The organism is Nonlabens tegetincola (genome assembly GCF_002954355.1).
In the GTDB taxonomy this organism is placed as follows: domain Bacteria; phylum Bacteroidota; class Bacteroidia; order Flavobacteriales; family Flavobacteriaceae; genus Nonlabens; species Nonlabens tegetincola.
In genome coordinates this window covers 26,030-45,114 of record NZ_MQVV01000012.1, presented here as the reverse complement: position 1 = coordinate 45,114, position 19,085 = coordinate 26,030, and the positions used below count along the sequence as shown (strand labels likewise).

General features: G+C 36.0%; 13 protein-coding genes. 4 read left to right on the top strand and 9 right to left on the bottom strand.

Features of this window, described 5'->3' with window-relative positions; translation table 11 throughout:
• Nucleotides 1-23 precede the first annotated feature (23 nt).
• The 3 genes from BST93_RS03980 to BST93_RS03970 form a co-directional block, all read right to left on the bottom strand.
• Nucleotides 24-2,279, bottom strand: coding sequence for an inorganic phosphate transporter (locus tag BST93_RS03980; protein ID WP_105018169.1), 2,256 nt, complete (start codon nt 2,277-2,279; stop codon nt 24-26).
• Nucleotides 2,280-2,462: 183 nt separating this feature from the next.
• Complete coding sequence (locus tag BST93_RS03975) at nt 2,463-3,611, bottom strand: beta-helix domain-containing protein (RefSeq protein ID WP_105018168.1); 1,149 nt, start codon at nt 3,609-3,611, stop codon at nt 2,463-2,465.
• A gap of 91 nt (nt 3,612-3,702) precedes the next feature.
• Nucleotides 3,703-6,429, bottom strand: a complete 2,727-nt coding sequence (locus BST93_RS03970; RefSeq protein WP_181072540.1) for a TonB-dependent receptor — start codon at nt 6,427-6,429, stop codon at nt 3,703-3,705.
• 155 nt (nt 6,430-6,584) lie between these two features.
• Between BST93_RS03970 and dgt the strand changes: the two genes are divergently transcribed.
• Together dgt and BST93_RS03960 are read left to right on the top strand one after the other, a co-directional pair.
• Nucleotides 6,585-7,922: a dGTP triphosphohydrolase gene (gene dgt, locus BST93_RS03965; RefSeq protein ID WP_105018166.1), complete on the top strand. Its 1,338-nt coding sequence runs from the start codon at nt 6,585-6,587 to the stop codon at nt 7,920-7,922.
• 24 nt (nt 7,923-7,946) lie between these two features.
• Nucleotides 7,947-10,748 (top strand): T9SS type A sorting domain-containing protein, encoded by a 2,802-nt coding sequence (locus BST93_RS03960; protein WP_105018165.1) that lies wholly within the window; start codon nt 7,947-7,949, stop codon nt 10,746-10,748.
• Here BST93_RS03960 and BST93_RS03955 read toward each other — a convergent pair.
• Nucleotides 10,734-12,530, bottom strand: coding sequence for a 1-deoxy-D-xylulose-5-phosphate synthase (locus tag BST93_RS03955; RefSeq protein WP_105018164.1), 1,797 nt, complete (start codon nt 12,528-12,530; stop codon nt 10,734-10,736). The genes BST93_RS03960 and BST93_RS03955 overlap by 15 nt on opposite strands.
• A 140-nt stretch (nt 12,531-12,670) precedes the next feature.
• On the opposite strand from BST93_RS03955, the gene BST93_RS03950 reads away from it, so the two are divergent.
• Nucleotides 12,671-13,120, top strand: coding sequence for a nucleoside deaminase (locus BST93_RS03950; RefSeq protein WP_105018163.1), 450 nt, complete (start codon nt 12,671-12,673; stop codon nt 13,118-13,120).
• Here BST93_RS03950 and BST93_RS03945 read toward each other — a convergent pair.
• From BST93_RS03945 to greA, 3 genes are read right to left on the bottom strand one after another with little or no spacing between them, the layout of a single operon-like run.
• Entirely contained in the window at nt 13,113-13,358 is a 246-nt protein-coding gene (locus BST93_RS03945) for an SRPBCC family protein (RefSeq protein WP_105018162.1), read from the bottom strand. The two genes, BST93_RS03950 and BST93_RS03945, sit on opposite strands and share 8 nt — an antisense overlap.
• A 6-nt stretch (nt 13,359-13,364) precedes the next feature.
• Nucleotides 13,365-13,763, bottom strand: coding sequence for an HIT family protein (locus BST93_RS03940; protein ID WP_042276267.1), 399 nt, complete (start codon nt 13,761-13,763; stop codon nt 13,365-13,367).
• Nucleotides 13,763-14,236, bottom strand: coding sequence for a transcription elongation factor GreA (gene greA, locus BST93_RS03935; RefSeq protein WP_105018161.1), 474 nt, complete (start codon nt 14,234-14,236; stop codon nt 13,763-13,765). Before greA ends, BST93_RS03940 begins: the two co-directional genes overlap by 1 nt.
• 192 nt (nt 14,237-14,428) lie before the next feature.
• Here greA and BST93_RS03930 point away from each other — a divergent pair, with 192 nt between their 5' ends.
• A complete protein-coding gene (locus tag BST93_RS03930; RefSeq protein ID WP_042276271.1) occupies nt 14,429-14,857 on the top strand; it encodes a Rieske (2Fe-2S) protein in 429 nt (142 codons plus the stop codon).
• 246 nt (nt 14,858-15,103) lie between these two features.
• Here BST93_RS03930 and BST93_RS03925 read toward each other — a convergent pair whose 3' ends face one another.
• Together BST93_RS03925 and BST93_RS03920 are read right to left on the bottom strand one after the other, a co-directional pair.
• The gene (locus tag BST93_RS03925) at nt 15,104-17,284 is read right to left on the bottom strand and encodes a TonB-dependent receptor (RefSeq protein WP_105018160.1); all 2,181 of its coding nucleotides are present in this window, start codon (nt 17,282-17,284) and stop codon (nt 15,104-15,106) included.
• A gap of 373 nt (nt 17,285-17,657) precedes the next feature.
• On the bottom strand, nt 17,658-19,073 hold the full coding sequence (locus tag BST93_RS03920; RefSeq protein WP_240919351.1) for a DUF5689 domain-containing protein: 1,416 nt from the start codon (nt 19,071-19,073) through the stop codon (nt 17,658-17,660).
• Nucleotides 19,074-19,085 lie beyond the last annotated feature (12 nt).

Here is a 19,085-nt window from a genome sequence, read left to right as displayed (position 1 = left end):
TTATATTAAAGGATGTCATCCTTTTATTCTAAGTCAACTTTTTTATCGTACTGTATATAATACTCTTCTACTACTTGCATAGTAGTTTCAATCAAGTCCCTAGTTTCTAACAAAAGGCTAAAATATAAGGTAGTATTCTTAGGAGATTGCTCATCATCCTTAGTACGTTTAACCTGTCTATCGATTTTTGCATCGACTAATGCAAGCAATTCACGTTTTGATCTTATAATTTCATCAAGTGATGAAAACTCTTTATTCTTAAAAGTCTGTTCTGCTTTTCTAAGTATTTGACTCACTTCAGTAATAACCTCTTTCAGGTCTTTCATTTGATTGAACTTCAAACTCTTGTGATTATTACTAATATGTCTAGTACTATTCTTTGTAATTAAGTCCAAAGACTGAGTCATATCTTGAAGATGTCCTAAAACTTCAATGTAAAATTTACTCGCTCCTAGATTCTGTTCATCAAGATTCTTTATAAAGTAGAAAATATTATTCCTAAGATCGTCTATTTCTTCACCTAGCTTATTACTTTCCTTTTTAGAAGATTTAAGAACACTTAAATCTTGAGACATCAAACCCTCTAGAGTATTATTATAAATACGTTTTGATCGCTTAAACACCATTGAAACATTATCAGAACTCTCGTGAATAATACCTTGAATGGTTTTACTTTCTGCCTTTTTAAGCTCATCAGTCTCTTTAATTTTAGTAACAGATTTTTTATGAGCTAAATAACTACGGTATAGCAATAACACGGCCAATATAATTAATGGAAATATGGCATAGTTATTAGTTATATAAATTAAGTAGGCCATTATCGCAGCAGCTGTAAAAGCACTAAAAGCTGTAAAGAACCAACCGCCTATCACATTAATAACACCTGCTATTCTATAAACAGCACTTTCAGTACCCCATGCACGATCAGCAAGAGAAGTACCCATCGCAACCATAAAAGTTACATAGGTAGTAGATAAAGGCAATTTGTAAGAAGTAGCAACCGAGATTAAAATAGCTGCCACCATTAAATTCACACTAGCACGCACATAATCAAATGCAGGCTTATCCTCGTGTTTAGGCACTACATCAAGTTCCGCCACTTTTTCAAACCTCGATGATATATAATTTGATGTTTTTTCTGGTAAAATTGCCTGAATTCCTTCTGCAGCTCTTAATGAATAACGTACTAAAAATCTTGACAATGCATTAGCTTTGAATCGTTCAGTACCTGTATCTTGTCTAGCAAGATCAACTGAGGTTTTAACAACCGCTTGGGCTTTTGATGAGAACCATAGAGTTGCTACCATTATCACACCAGCCACTACTAACAACCACTTATTAGAAGGTAATTTGTTCCCTAGAAAATCCATTGCAACACCAGAAACATCTCCAGGCTGTGTGATAGCATATTCATAAGCTTGATAAGCACCAATAGGCACACCAATAAAGTTCACTAAATCATTACCTGCAAAAGCCATGGCAAGACCAAAGGTTCCCGTGATTATTATTAGTTTATAGATATCCTTTTTAAGTAGAATGACATAAACAAAACTGAACAAGGTCCAGAAAATAGCCGAAATCGTAATAATCTTGGAAACGCTAGTTGTTACTATTATCTCGCCTACCTTACCTAGATCAGCTCCTTTAAGACCTTTTACTATGATGAAGTAAAACAAGCTAGTAAGTGATAAACCACCAAAAATTCCAGCAAAAAAAGCTGGCCTTTTACGGTAGTCAAAGGTGAGCATTAAGCGCGAAATAAACTGCACCAGTGCTCCAATAGTAAAGGCGATGACGACCGATAACAAGATCCCCATGATTATTTGAAGAGCCTTGTCTGATTCAATGTACTTACCTAGGTCTAGAAAGGATTCTTCTCCAACTTGAGAAATTTTGATCAAAGACATGCAAACCGCCGCACCTAAAAGTTCAAAGACAATAGAAACTGTTGTAGAAGTAGGCAATCCCATCGTATTGAAAAAATCTAACAACAGCACATCGGTTATCATTACCGCCATGAAAATGATCATCACCTCACTAAAATCAAATTGAGATGGAATGAATATTCCTTTACGAGCAACTTCCATCATTCCACTGGAAGAAAGAGCTCCAAAAGCAATTCCCACACTCGCAATAATCATGATGGTTTTAAAGTTGATCGCCTTGGAACCTATAGCACTGTTTAAGAAGTTTACAGCGTCATTACTCACACCTACCACTAGATCGGTTATCGCTAGACCTGCTAGAATGATGAGCATTATTAGATAAATATCTGGCATCTATGTACAAATTTTCGACCCGCAAAAGTCGTTAAAAAAATCCTTTACAATGTTATCTAATCGTTATTTATATTGAGGATAGATTCATTACGCTTTCGCGAAAGCGAACCAAACTAAAATCATTTAAATAAAAAAGAACCGCACTTGTGCGGTTCTTTCATTTATCTATAGTGTTGTTTCTTATTAGAAAGAATAACCAGTCCAAGCAAATACTGAAGCATCAGCACCTGTATTTGAAGCTGAAACATTTACCGTAGCTCCAGGAGCATTCTTAACGTCTGTACCATCAGCATTACCACCAGCAGTAGCGTTAACCACAGTAGCGCTAGTAGAATCACCTCTACTATCTTCTAAATCAATAAAGTCAGAAGCTGTAGCAGTACCCGTAATAGATGCCAATGCGTTGTTGATAGTTGCAGTTGCTCCTCTTCTTACTTTAATAAGATCTGAGAATTCTACGTTGTTACCGCTGTTGATTATTGTAATATCTTGAACAGTAAAGTCTGATTGTACATTGTCAGTCGGTGAGTTACCGTCTAGGTTACCATCTGCCTCGATACCACGTGGGTCTGAAGTAACAGCTGTATAACCAGGCTCACGTACACCATATAAGTTTGTACAAGTACCTCTATAACCTTGTGTGAAATCGAACATGTCATCTTTTGCATTAAGTACAAAAATGTTTGAAGCGTTTACAGAACCTCCAAAGAATTCAATTGCATCATCATCACCATCTTTAATCCAGATGTTAGACAAAGTTGTTCCAGATCCTACACCATTTAATGTAAGCCCATTATGTTCTGCACTACCATCAATACGTGCTCCTGTATATTCAATGATCACGTGATCAAGGATACCTGAATCTTCAGTATCATTATTTCCACCAAATAATACACCAGTGTTAACCTCGGTACCAGCTTCGTTTTGTCCAGCTGGGTTTTGTCCAGAAATCCATGCGTTACCATTTATGATAACTCCACCCCAAGCAGCAGGAGTTTGTGAGCTAGCTGTAAAGCGTATAGGAGCTGATGGACTACCATCTGCAACGATTCTTCCACCTCTTTCTACTAGTAAGTAAACATCAGTACCACCAGCCTGAGCTGTAATAGTAGTTCCTTCTTCGATTGTTAATGTAGCACCATTTTTCACAAACAATGGGCCGTTTAATACGTATGCGTTACCTGCAGTTAATGTTCTGTCTTCAGTTAAGTTTCCAGAAAGATTTAGGTCGTTGTTGTTACCGTTTCCACCACCATTTACATCATCATCAGTTTCACAAGATGTGAAAGTAAGTGCTGCAACAGTTAATAAAGATAAGATTGCTTTTTTCATTGTAATCGTGTTAGTTAATTTTTAAAAAATTTAGTTGTGCAAATATGAATCGTTATTATACGATTAATGTTATCTAAACTTTATCAAACTTTTAAAATTGGTAGCTATAACCTAGGCTAATGTCAACTCCACGTTTATAATTGCTTAACACAACGTTACCTAATTCACCATCACGTTCTAATTGAATCTTTGGATTAAGCAGGTTTCTTGCTTTAAGGGATATTTTACTATTATCACCTAATTTTAAACTACTTACAAAATCCAATGTTGGAACTCCTTTTTCTGTAATGTTTTCAAATCCTCTTGTTCCCACAGAGTATACTCTATCACTGAAGTAACTGAAAACTAAAGCTGTATTTAGGTTGCTAGTTCCTATGAATGTGTTATAATTAATATCTGCATTAATCAAAAATGGTGCAGCTCCTTGTAATTCTGTCGAATCCTCAGAAAATTGTGCTAGTGGATTATCTAGATCTTGCTTACTATTGATATAAGAAGCAGTAATTCCTCCAGATAGTTTAGATTCTCTTACTACATCATTAAGGGTAGTCATCTCCTTAGTCACAAAATCTTTTTTAGCTTCAAGCTCAATACCTAAAACTGTTGCTTTTTCACCTACATTTAAATACGTTAAAGTATTTCCTGCAGATGGAATCTCAACTCGTGAAACTGGATCTGAGATATTCTTATAAAAACCAGTTAATGAGATTAATTCACCTTTTGAAGGGTAAAATTCATATGCTACATCTAGGTTGATAATGTTAGATATTTCTAGATCTGGATTACCTTGAATAGCAAACTGAACTCCATCATATCTAAAAGGAGCAATCTCCTTAAACCTAGGCAACATGTAAGTTTGACTAGCTCCTAGTCTAACGATATTTTCTTCATCAATGGTGTATTTAACACCCAAACTCGGTAAGAAGAAGCTTTCATTTATTTCAGAAGGACCATTTATAGAGCTACGTGCAATGTTGGTATTGTATTCAACTTCTTGATTAATATTTTCAAATCTACCACCTACGTTAATTAAGAACTTTTCATTGAACGCTTTAACATAATTCAAATTTCCTGCAATTGTAGACTTATCTCCTATGTAGAAGAAAGGAGTAAATGCTTCTGGATTGATAGCACTACCACGCCCAGTCTCTAGTCTAAAAACACCAGCAGTCAATGATGGTTGATTGTATATTGAATCTGGATTGTTGATATCAACGGCAACACGTGTGTTAAAAGTATGATTGAAAACAGTTGCTTTAAACACGTGATGTGTATTGCGGTAGTCTCCACCCAATTCGATATAGTTTAATAGATCATTATCTATATCCTTGTTCAAATTGTATTTTAACTTCACTGTAGCATTATAATCATTCTCTTGAAGTTCACTGAAATAACGTTGATTATTTCCACCAGAATCAACGTCTGGACTATAGAATCCATCTCGGAAAAGATATTGAAAATCACGACGATCAGGCTCACTTCCTCTTATGGCATTAAAACTTCCCTTAACTTTTAATTCAAGCTTTTCAGACAGGTCAAATCTTCCCAACAATTGATTTACGAAAAGATTGTTATCATTAGTTTGCTGTCTATTGATATAAACTCTATCACCATCTTGTTCTGGGTTGTTTATACCTTCGTACTCCTGAAAACTTTGTGTGTTTTTATGGATGTAAAGAGAAATGAATTCAATATTATTTTTACCCATTCGATAATCCAAGTTTACCATTCCTATCTGTTGGGTATCATAATTATAATTTTGACCTTCTACATCAAAAAATAAAGAACCATTACTAGTAGTGTTTTTCACTTCTCTTTCTAAAAATCTATAACCATTATCAAAGGTTAATAATCCATATACATTTAAATAATTATCACCTATATCAATTCTTCTTCCTCCCATTACAGAGAAGCCTACATTAGGAGCAAAACTGTTCGTGTTAGGAGCAAGATTATTTTCAAATCCATATACGGCAAGATTATTTACGGGAATATTAGAATCACTGAACCCAAAATATCCCTCGCCATCAATACTCTTAAAATCCTCTCCAACAGTTTGAGAGTTCACACCAGTAGAAAGACCAAATCCAAACGCTTTGCGACCGGACAAACCTTTTAAATCTATATTAATATTAGCACCTGCGTTGTCACCAGTGATGTTTGACGTATATACTTTATTAATATCAACTGTTTCTAACAAATCTGAACCAAAGAAATCCAATGAAATATTTTTATATTCTGGATCATCAGATGGTAATGGCAAACCATTAAGAGTAGTTGAGTTATAGCGATCACCTAATCCACGTACAAAAACATTTTTCACACCAGATTGCTTACTCACACCACTTACTTTAGTAACTGCGCCTTCTGCATCACTTACCCCTTTTTTAGATAGCTCCTCTGCACCTATCGACTGTACAATAGTTACTGAGTTTTTCTTTTCTTGGATAAGAGCCTCTTCACTCTCTCTTGTTTTTGCTACAGTAATTTGGATTTCAGTAAGCTGGTCCGCTTTAGCTGTCATAGGAGTATTTACCGTTGTTGTAAATCCAGCCTTAACTTCAATATTTTCGATTTCGACAGTTTGCATACCTACATACGTAAAAATTACAGTGTAAGTCCCTACCGGTGCTGTAATACTGTAATTTCCATCCATATCAGTTTGTGCACCTAAAGAAGTCCCCTTCAACGCTACAGAAGCAAAGGCAAGTGGTTCGTTCTCAAAATCAGCGTCGGTTACTAATCCTGCTACCTTACCAGATTGAGCTGACAATAAGGCGCTTACAAGTAAAAAGCTAAATAAAAAATACTTTTTCATTACATTAAATTTCATCTTGCAAAAGAACTAAGGATATACGTGTACAAAGGTTACCTCAACATTAACTTTAATAGATTCTTACGTTAAGAAATAGTAAATTTCAAATTGTAATCACCAAATCATTCAAAACGTTATCTTGCAAAAAAATGTACCGTATGAACTGGGAGCAATTACTGTCACTTAAAAGATTTGGAGACAAAAAGCCTAGGCCTAGAAACCAGCAAGATGAACTACGATTAGGTTTTGAGGTGGATTATGACAGGGTTATTTTTTCTAAACCTTTTAGAACCCTTCAAGATAAAACTCAAGTAATACCACTTAGTCAATCTGGATTTGTACATACTAGACTCACTCACAGTCTAGAAGTAAGTGTGGTTGGCAGATCGTTGGGTCGAATGGCAGGGAAAGCAATATTAGAAAAACACCCACATCTGGTTGAACTTGGTTATAAACAACAAGATTTTGGGGCAATTGTAGCTGCAGCCGCACTGGCTCATGATATAGGAAATCCTCCATTTGGACACAGCGGTGAAAAAGCAATAGGAAGTTATTTTAATACTCGTGTGGATAAGATGGTATGGGACACGCTTTCGCGAAAGCAGAAACAAGACCTACTCTTATATGAAGGAAATGCAAATGGATATCATCTACTTAATCAAAACAGCCCAGGAACTCCTGGTGGCCTACGTCTGTCCTATGCAACATTAGGTGCATTCATTAAATACCCTAAAGAATCATTACCACATCGTCCTACTAAACACATATCCCAGAAAAAATATGGCGTTTTTCAAGCTGATGTGGATCATTTTAATGACGTGGTTAATGAATTAGGTTTAAAAACTGAAAATAAGCAGGAACCTTTTCATCGTCATCCACTTACATATCTTGTTGAAGCCGCCGATGATATATGCTATACTATTATTGATTTTGAAGATGGAATTAATCTAGGCTATATAAGTGAAGATCATGCTTTGGAACAACTAATTAAACTAGTCAAGGATTCAATAAAGATTGAAACCTACACTCAACTTACAGGTACACAAGAACGGTTAACCTATTTGAGATCACTAGCAATTAATAGCCTGATCAATGATGCAGTAAAGATATTCATGGAAAATGAATCAACTATTTTGGATGGTAATTTTACTTGTTCATTGATGGATAAATCTGCTTACAAACCACAGATCGACGACATATTAAAAATCACCATTGAACGAGTTTACCAGCACCCAGAAGTCATCGAAAAGGAATTAGCAGGATATAAAATGATACAAGATATTTTACATGCTACCATTATCGCTCAACTCAATAAATATAAAGGTAATGAGACGCATTACGACCAATTGATTTATAAAGCCTGTGGAACAGAATTAAGATCGGGAACAACAGAATATGAATGCATGCTTAACGCTTGTGGCTTTGTAGCTTCACTTACTGATAGTAAAGCAATGAATCTTTTTCATATAATCAACGGGCAAACTAAAATAACTTAATTACTTTTATACAAAATTCAGGCTATGAAAACCCTTAGTAAGTTACTTATTATCATGTCGTTTGCCTTTCTTTATTCTTGTGGCAATAACGATACTACCCAAATCAAAGAAGATAGAGAGCAACACGAAGCTTTTCTAGATATTCATCCTTTTAACCAAACTATACAATTATCCAGAGAAGATAGAAAAAAACAAGGTCTTCCACCAAACGCGTATTATGAAAGAGAATACCTGTTAACCATGAACCCTAGTCTGGGTAGACCTACTCCAGAGAAAGTTAAGCTAATAAATAAGGATCTTGAAATTGCTAAAAGTGTTCCAGGAAACTCTAGAAGTTGGGAAGATCGTGGACCAAATAATATCGGTGGTCGCACTCATGTAGTTTTCTTTGACCCGAACGATGTTGGACCTAATAATGGTGATGGAATAGATTACAACCGTGCTTTCGCAGGTGGTGTAGGAGGCGGATTGTGGGTTAACGAGGATGTTACCGATGCAAACTCTTCATGGACTACAATCCCTGGTGTAGCATCTAATCTTAATGTAAGTTGTTATGCAATAGATCCCAACGATCCATTAACCATGTATATAGGGACAGGAGAAATTTATACTTCTGGAGCGGCTGTTGGTAACGGTCTTTACAAAACAACCGATGGTGGTTTAACGTGGAATGAAGTTCCTATTCCAGCTGCCAGTGGTACGGATGTAACAGTTTCAGGGAATTTATTTAAATCTGGAATTTTCTATGTGACAGATGTAATCGTTAGAAATGTAAATGGAACATCTGAAGTATACGTGGGAATAGGTGGTGAAGATTATGTATCACCTAACTTTAATATAAGTAATCCAAACAATACACTAGGAGCACAAAATGCTGGTTTGTATAGAAGTACTGATGCCGGTAGTAACTGGACTCGTGTAGATGGACCGTTATTAAGATACACTGCTAACGGTGACACCTATTACGTTATTCCAAATGATTTTGCAATTGCGGCAGATAACGAACTTTACTTTGGAACCATAGGATCACCAATAAACAATCAAGGAGCTGGTAGAGTATATAGAAGTACTAACGGTACTACATGGCTACTTGCAGATGTCATTCCTGGAGCGGATCGTGTAGAACTAGCTGCATCAAAAACCAACTCTAATTTGTTTTATGTTGCTGTTCAAACAGGAAGCAACCAAGGTGATCTATATATTACTACTGATGATTTTGCTACTTTAAATCCAATGAACGAACCAAATGATGCCGATGTGACCATCCCTGCAACAGACTTCACCAGAGGACAAGCATTTTATGATTTGGTTATTGAAGTAGACCCCAATAATGATCAAATAATATATGCTGGAGGAATTGATTCTTTCCGAAGTACTGATGGAGGAAATAGTTGGAGACAAATATCGAAATGGACAAATGGTAATGGTCTAAGTTCAATACCTGCACCATTTGTTCACGCGGATATTCATGCAATCAGTTTTCGACCTGGAAATTCTAATGAAGGCTTAATAGGATCAGATGGAGGATGCTCTTATGTAAGTAGTTATAGTAGCGCTCCTACCAATGTAAATGTCATCCAAAATAGAAATAATAATTTAAATATTACTCAATTTTATTATGCTGCAATAGATGAAAATGGAGCTGCAGGAGGAGACGACTTTGTAGGCGGTACTCAAGACAATGGTACTCTTAGAGTAAATAACGCTCAACCTGGAGCAAACTCATTTATAGAAGCTGTTGGTGGTGATGGGGCACATGCAGACATTGATGGTGCAGACGGATACGTAGTAGTTTCTACCCAATATAATAATCATAGGTATTACACCTATCCAGGTTATAGTTTTAGATATTGCATAACCTCTCCAAATTGCGGCGATAATGCAGGTGGTACTGGAGATTTCATTAATGTTGCAGAACTAGACAAGGTCAATAATTACTTATTTGCAAATAGTAGAACATTCAATGGTAGTAATGGTATTGAAGTATGTGAATTATTTAATTCATCTTCAAATTGTAATACGATTACAAATACTCAAATAACCAGCGATAGACCAACGGCAATGAAAGCTTCACCTTTTGCTAACGGTAATCCAGTTTTATATGTAGGAACTGAAAGATCGAATTTATACCGTGTAAGTAATATTACAACTACACCTGTATGGAACAATATTCGTCCTGCTGGATTGCTGGGTAGCGTTTCTGATATTGAATTTGGAGCTACAGAACAAGAAATTTATCTAACTATGCATAATTATGGTGTGAATAATATTTATTACACGAACGACGGTGGTACGACCTGGGATCTCAAGGATGGTGATTTACCAGATATTCCCGTAAAAACAATTCTTCCAAATCCATTATTACCAGGAGAAGTTCTTATAGGAACCGAATTAGGAGTTTACACCTCATCAAATTTTAATAGCACTTCACCTAACTGGATTCCAGCAATTAATGGTATGACTAACGTTAAAGTAGTTGATCTAGACTATCGAGCCAGCGACAACACAGTATTAGCAGCTACTCATGGTAGAGGACTATTTACTGGTACCTTAGATACAGCAAGCATAACTGACAGTAACGAAATTTCCAATGAAATTTTTGTTACACCAACTGTGTCAAATGGAACTTTTTCAATTCACAGTGAATTGGAAAATACATATGATGTAAAGCTACATGATTTAAACGGTCGCAGAGTTTGGTCAAAAGAGAATATGACGCTTAGCAAACAAGGTTCTCAAGTACAATTAAACTTAAAATCAGGTTACTATATTTTAAGTGCTTATAAAGACAACATTGCGATAAGTACCAAACTACTGATTAAGTAACTTGCTAAGTAGATTTAGTATAGATTCCTCATCTATACTTACCTCTTTATACAATTGTTCTGTAGGGCCATGACTTATAAATGTGTCTGGAATTCCTAAAGAATGGATTTTGACAGAATATGCTTTTTTGGATTCATCACTGATTGATGGATTTGAAAAAGCATAATTTTTTATAGTGGATCCCAATCCTCCTATCAAACTACCATCTTCAATAGTTACAATATGCTCATGGGATTCAAAAACCGATTGTAACATATTCTTGTCAAGTGGTTTTAAAAAGCGAACGTCAATGTGAGTTACGGATAATTGATTTTCTTGAATAAGTTTTTGCACGGTAACCCCAATAGGTCCCAAGGTTAATAAAGCAACCTGTTTACCTCTAGACAAAGTTCTAGATGTACCAATTGAAATTTTTCCCAAGGTAGATCGCCAATTTATTGAATGACATCGACCTCTAGGATAACGTATAGCAATAGGTAAATCCAACCCTAAAGAAGCAGTGAACATCATACTTCTTAACTCCATCGCATCCATAGGCGCAGCTATAATTAAATCGGGTATACAATTAAGATAGGCAAGGTCAAAAACCCCATGATGTGTAGGCCCATCTTTTCCTACAAGTCCTGCCCTATCCAAACAAAAGATCACGGGTAATTTTTGCAAGGCCACGTCGTGAATCACCTGATCATAAGCCCTTTGTAAAAATGTTGAGTACACATTACAAAAAGGAATTAATCCTTGTGTGGCCATCCCAGCTGCCAATGTTACAGCATGCTGCTCTGCTATTCCTACATCAAATGCTCGATCAGGAAATGCTTGCATCATGATTTTCATAGAGCTACCAGTAGGCATTGCAGGCGTTATGCCTATTATCTTATCATTAACTTGTGCAAGTTCAACAAGCGTATGACCAAAAACATCTTGGAATTTTGGCGGTAACATACTCGTATCACTAGGTGTAAGATCACCCGTTATCTTATCAAATTTACCAGGAGCGTGATATCTTACTTGATCAATTTCAGCCTGCTTTAGACCTTTTCCTTTAACAGTTCTTATATGCAATAAACGTGGGCCATTAAGAGTTTTTTGCCTCTTTAGCTCACGTAATAAGCCATTCATATCATGACCATCAATAGGTCCCGAATAATCAAATTTGAGCGCTTCAAAAATGTTATCTTGACCTGTTTCTTTTCCAGATTTGGTAGTGGTTAAGTACTCTTTAAGAGCTCCTACACTAGGATCAATACCTATTGCATTGTCGTTTAGTATAACTAATAAATCTACGTTACTAACTCCGGCGTGGTTGAGCGCTTCAAATGCCATACCACTAGCTATACTAGCATCTCCTACAACGGCTATATGTTTTTTTGACGAGTTTGATAATTTACTAGCTATCGCCATTCCTAAAGCTGCACTTATAGCTGTAGAGCTGTGTCCTACACCAAATGTATCGTAGTTGCTCTCATCAATTTTTGGAAAACCGGATAACCCACCATAATCACGGTTAGTTTTAAACGCTTCTCTGCGGCCCGTCAAAATCTTATGGCCATAAGCTTGATGACCTACATCCCAAACTAATAAATCATTAGGTGTATCAAAGACATAATGCAACGCTATAGTAAGCTCTATTACTCCTAAACTAGCTCCTAAATGTCCTTCCTTCTGAGAAATTATTTCTATGATATAATCTCTTAGCTCTTGAGCAATTTGGGTGAGTTCGCTTTCGCGAAAGCGTCTTAAATCACATGGATCTTCTATCCTAGAAAGCAATGTTTCCTGCATGAGTCAAAGGTAATTCTTATCGTTGGGAATTTACTACTACCACTTTAATAAAGGCTTTATAGTCCTATTGTACCTATATTTTGTACAAAGTTATCGCGTAACTTACATTAAGATAGTAATAGTTCTACTACTTTTACAGCATGATTGAACCTTACGACGATATTTACTTTATGAAAAAAGCGATTCAAGAAGCTCAAGAAGCTCTTGACCGCAATGAAATACCGGTAGGTGCTATCATCGTTACACAAAATAGAATCATAGCACGAGGACATAATTTAACCGAAACATTAAACGATGTTACCGCTCATGCCGAAATGCAAGCTATTACAGCTGGCGCTAGTTTTCTAGGTGGCAAATATCTTAAAGACTGTACTATGTATATCACACTAGAACCTTGTCAAATGTGTGCCGGCGCATTGTACTGGTCACAAATAAGCAAGATAGTTTTTGGCGCTAGCGACAGCTCACGAGGATACAGGAATATGGGAACCCAACTTCACCCTAAAACTGAAGTTGTAAGTGGTATATTAGAAAATGAATGTGCTGGCTTGATGAAGGAGTTCTTCAGAAGAAAAAGAGCGCTTAATTAGCAAAATAATTTGGTCTTTGAAGAAGGGCAACCTTTGAAATCAAATTTTGATAAACACCCATATGCTTGGCTCGCCAAGTAACTGACTCACCTTCCTCTATTAATCCACTAGTTTTTCCAGCGATCGCACGTTCCTTGCTACCAGATGTTGAAATAAGATGAAAATCTATACTCCTGGCTAGATCAAAAACAACTTTCACATCGCCTTTAATACGTGTTTCTATTTTAATTACAGGCATATAAGCCTAGTTCCCGTTAAAATACCTCTTACTTAATCTAGTAGCCAGCTCACTCATCTCATCTTGTGACATACTTACTTTTGACGAGAAACGCATATCATCCATCGTACGTATGGGAATTAAATGTACATGAACGTGTGGTACTTCTAATCCAATAACCGACATTCCTATACGTTCACAAGTAATCTCTTGTCTTAATATTAAAGCGACCTCTCTTGAGAAACTCATTAAATCGTCATACTCTTGCTTTTCTAGATCAAATAGTTTGTTCACTTCCTTTTTTGGTATACATAGAGTATGTCCAGGAGCATTTGGATTAATATCTAGAAAAGCTAGAAAATTCTCATTTTCTGCCACCTTATGACAAGGAATTTCACCAGTGATAATTTTAGAAAAAATACTCATTACCTACTTATTTCCAGTATTTCTAATTTAATGATTCCTACAGGAACTTGAACTTCGGCCACTTGACCAACTTCCTTACCCAAAAGTCCTTTACCTATAGGAGAATCGACTGAAATGTATCCCTTAGCTAGATCTGCCTCGCTTTGAGCAACAAGTTTGTAATTCATCACCATGTTGTTGTTCAAATTTTTAATCTTAACAGTGCTATGAATAAGTGCTTTGGATAAATCCAGGCTGTTCTCATCAATAATCCTAGCGTTAGCTACGACTTGTTCTAGTTTTGAAATTCTCATCTCGAGCAAGCCTTGAGCCTCTTTGGCTGCGTCATATTCGGCATTTTCACTCAAATCACCTTTATCTCTTGCCTCGGCGATAGCTTGTGATGCCTTTGGACGTTCAACGTCTTTTAGTTGCTTTAATTCGTCTTTTAATTTCTTAAGACCTTCTTCCGTATAGTATGATACATTACTCATTATGCTATTTTTATGTGGATGTTTGTGTCGTATTTCGCTTTCGCGAAAGCGGAATAACTACGCCATCATGTTCAAACATCACACAGGTTGTTCTATAAATAAGAAAATCCCATCATTGCTGCGGGATTCTAAATCAAATATACGAAATAACTAAGTTTGCGTTATACATTTACACTCATTTTAAAAAAAGCTATGAAAAATTGGAAATTAATTTTAATTGTTTTGGGTTTTATATCCTGTGAGGACGACGAGTTGCGCAATCGTAATCCTAACTTACTGGATCTAGGGTTTGCAGTCGAGTTGAACACATCCTTACCTCAATATAGTGGTTTAAACTTTCCCGGTAACACGGTTGAGGTTTCGGGTTTTGGAAATCGTGGTATTGTGGTCTATAATTCAAACAATAGAGATTATTTTGCCTTTGATTTAAGCGATCCTAACCATACACCTAATGAATGTTCTAGAATGGAAATAAATGGTATTGAAGCTAGTTGCCCATGCCCTACAGATAATAATAAATATAGCCTAATCAACGGTCAACCTTTAGAAGGCAATGGAGAATATGGCATGAAGGCATATCGTGTAGTGCGCAATGGGAACATTATTACCGTTTCAAATTGATTAAATTATGTATAGCTACAAACCTTATGATTAGAAAGGATATGGACTAATCTAGGGTTTTCCTACTTTGGTTTTCAATACATTTCAAAATGATTTGGAATACCGGATTTAAAACTTAATTTACTTCTGTCATGACAATTAATAGTGCGCGGAACTCTGAAAAGCACCTAATAGAGTAATAAAAAATAATAAAATCCTGTACCAAGGTAGGTACAGGATTTTATGATTCTTCAAAGTTAAATAACTTTAAAAATTCAAGGTAACACCAGCTAAAAAGTTGATACCAGCTTGTGGATAATAACCTACACCTTCAATTGTTGTAATTGTATTTGGATTAGACCACGTGTCATCAAATGTGAAATAATAACCATTTGAGACGTACTTCTCATTAAAGATATTATTAATCAATCCAGTAAAAACTATTGAATCAAAAATGGATTTAGTTTTAAGAGTGTATATAAAGTTGATGTCAGTGGTTGAATAACTATCTAACCTTGATAAATCAGCTTCTGTATTACTCATAAATTGTTCTCCTACAAACTTGGTCAATAAACTTACTTGAAAGGCTTCACTAGGTTGGTAAGTAAGCTGATTTGCTCCTACTATATTAGGTGAAAAAGCGATATCTGTAGATCCTAAGTCAACTAGCTCTCCATCTCTTGAAACTACAGTATCCAGGTTCTTATTTGAGCTTAAAGTAACATTGGTTTGTAATGTGAACTCATCAGATAATTGAATGGCAGTTTCTAATTCTAAACCTAGTCTATAACTCTCGCCACTATTATCTCTTAATGCCGCACCTACGTCATTGATTTCACCAGTAAGTACAAGTTGCTCCTCGTAATACATGAAGTAGGCATTTGCATTAAAGGCAATCTTATTTTTTTTATGACGCCATCCCAGTTCAAAATCATTTAAACGTTCTGGCTCTATATTAGGATTATTCTCAAAATCATCTCTATTAGGTTCTCTACTAGCTCTTGCATAAGAGAAGTATAAATCATCATTTGAATCAATTGAATAAGTCAATCCTGCCTTTGGATTGAAGAATAAATAGTTCTCATCTACATTAAACATAGTAAGATTTGAATTTATACCCGATGTCTCGTAGTTAACATTTCTTACTTGCGCATCTAGATATAATTGAAATCTATCATCGAGTTTAAAGGTTCCTTTGGCAAAGGTTGAAAAATCATTTTTCTTACCATTTCCTTCATAATAACGGTCTCTAATTTCACTTTGACTAGCAAATCGCGCCCATATAACCTCACCGAAGTGATCTCCATCATAGTGACTAAAAGATGTTCCTAACAAAATATCCATCTTATTGTCCTTATAATTAACGTTTGCATTAACCACATAATAGTCATTATCTAACCATCTTCTGCGTATGAGATCAGTAGTATTAACCACCTGACCATCAACCGTTAATTCATCAAAACCGTAGGTACTGAAATCATCATCCTCTCTATACTGCTCAAAGAAACCTCTACCATAGGTATAGTTCAAACCTACATTTGATGACCAATTGTTATTGAAACGTTCATTCCAATGTAACTGATAATGATCTTGTTTATAATCATCTACTTCACGATCATAAAATTGTGTAACACCGTTTTCATCTTCATATTGACCAGCAGGATTGAACCTGCGGTCTTCTCTTAATTGATCTCCATCGATACCGAACCAAGATTGGTAAGTAACCTCTTCGTTGGCAAAAGTAATGGCCTTGATCAATGTATTGTCATCAACATAGGAACCTTGTAGGTAATACGATTTTAAATCGGTTGACGCTCTATCGATATACCCATCTGATGCTATGTTAGATAACCTTCCTGATATTTCAAAATGTTCATTAAGTAATCCTGTAGAGAACTTTAAAGTATGCTTTCTACTATTAAAGCTACCATAACTATTTGCAATTTGGCCAGTAGCGTTTTTATTAACCGCATCAGTCAACAAATTAATACTTGCACCAAATGCTCCACTACCGTTAGTAGATGTTCCTACACCTCTTTGTAATTGTAAACTTTCAACAGAAGATGAAAAGTCTCCTAAATTTACCCAAAACGTACCTAGAGATTCTGCATCGGTATAGGGAATACCATTAATCGTAACATTGGTAGATTGTGAACTTACACCACGCACTCTTAAACTGGTGTAACCTATACCAGCACCAGCGTCACTAGTTGTAACAACAGATGGTAAAAAATTAAGTAATGTAGGGATATCTTGTCCTAAATTACGCTTTGCAAGTTCCTCTTTGGACACGTTGCTGTGTGTGATTGGTGAGTTTGCGTTTACACGAACGGCTTTTACAAGAACCTCATCCAACTTTTCGGCATTGGTAGTATCGGATACTTGTGTGTTTTGTGCTGTGACGCCTAATCCTAGTAAGGTCAATACAGCGACTGATAAATACTTCATTTTGAACTTTTTCGTTCAAATAAAAGGGGCATTTATTCGGTCTTGTTAATTAAAAATTTAAGAGGAATGTCTTTTCCTTTAATTAAGTGGATAATTACGCTTTCGCGAAAGCATAACAATCACCAGATTTAAAGAATATCCCTTGGCAGCATTACCTGCCCAGGTTCCTCGGGTATAATCTCAGCCAGTAATACCAGCACCCCTTGAGACGGCGCAAAAGTAATATGTACAAACTAAATACCAACTAAAAAAAAGAGTATTTATTAGGCCTTATTTTCCTACAAATAATAAGAACTTACTTGAATTTATAAATACAAAAAAGTCCTTTAAGCAAGAAGCTTAAAGGACTTTTATACTATTAGTTAGGCAATTATTAGTTGCTTGTAATTCTAATGTTATCTAATTCGTAAGTTCCATCAAAACCAGCATCACCTGATCCCTCGTACTTAAATGCGATATAACCAGTACCCGTTAAACAGTCTAGGCTAGCAAATCCTGAAGGAACCCAGTTACCGAAGAATTCACTGTCTTCCACAATTGTAGGATCAGCAAGAGCTTCCCAAGTTGCTGTAGTTATTCCAGCAGTTGTTCCATCCCAGTCTGCACTGTAAAGTACTTGCATTTCTGAACCATCAGCAAAGCTATTAGATGTTTCAAAATCAAAAACTTCACCAGTTTGAGCATCAAAATCAATTTGTGGAGTAATTAACCACGAGATAGTACTTGTATCGTTTGAACGGAAAGAACCTACTCTTACACTATTTCCTAATGAAGCATTAGTTCCTCCTGCGCTATAAACTTCCCAAGTTTCAGTACCAGCTTCAATGAAGTTAGTCCATCCAGCTGGCTGTGCTATTTGACCTGTTGATTGTGTCTCAAAATTCTCTGAAAGAATTGTTGTTGCGCCAGCGGCACCAACTAATCCACATGATACTACGTCAAAATCACAACGTACGTTAGGGTCAAAATCAAAATCTGCAGGACCGTTTACCACGATTACAAAATTGTCATCTTCAAAATCTCTAGAAAGAATAGCAGTTACACTACCGCTTCCTCCTGGTACACTTGCAGCTTTAAAATCTGAAAAAGTACTAGTTTCTAGGCGTACTGCAGGTGCAAAAAAGTCGGTACAAGATTGTAGAAATCTTAGTCCATCAAACTGATCAGTTGCCTCGGCAGCAAATGAACGGTTATTAGCTACATCCTCGTCAGAGAACTGTGCACCATCTAAAACGATGTACGTATTAAGTTTATCAGTAGCAAAGTCGCTAGGAGTTACAACTGTAGGAACAATTTCTGCAACGATGTCATCTCTCAAAATGAAATCTTCTTGTTGTGAAGGTGCGATCTTCTCGATGTTAGTACCACTACCAGCTATTCCAATAACAGGAACACCATTAGAAATACCAGCAGTCAATCCATCTAATTTTACAAAAATTCTACGACCAAATTCATAGGTTGTAAATAAAGGACTGTTATCTATAAGAACTTTTATACCAACTGTTGGGTTTTCAGGAGCATCCTGGATAACTATCTCTTCAAAAAAGTTTCCTGCTTCGTCACTTGAAATTACATAACCTTCCATGAATTCACCTGGAGTATCAAATGTTACTGTTCCGTTTTGTGACTGGTCAATTTGTGATACTACGTTACCTATTGTAACAATATTACTAGGATCTTCAATATCTACTAATCTTGTATCTGGCACTTCATATTCATCGTCTTCTACACACGAGAATGCAACAGCCATGATAGCTGCTAGTGCAAAAATTTTATTAATGTGTTTCATTGTTGCTTTATT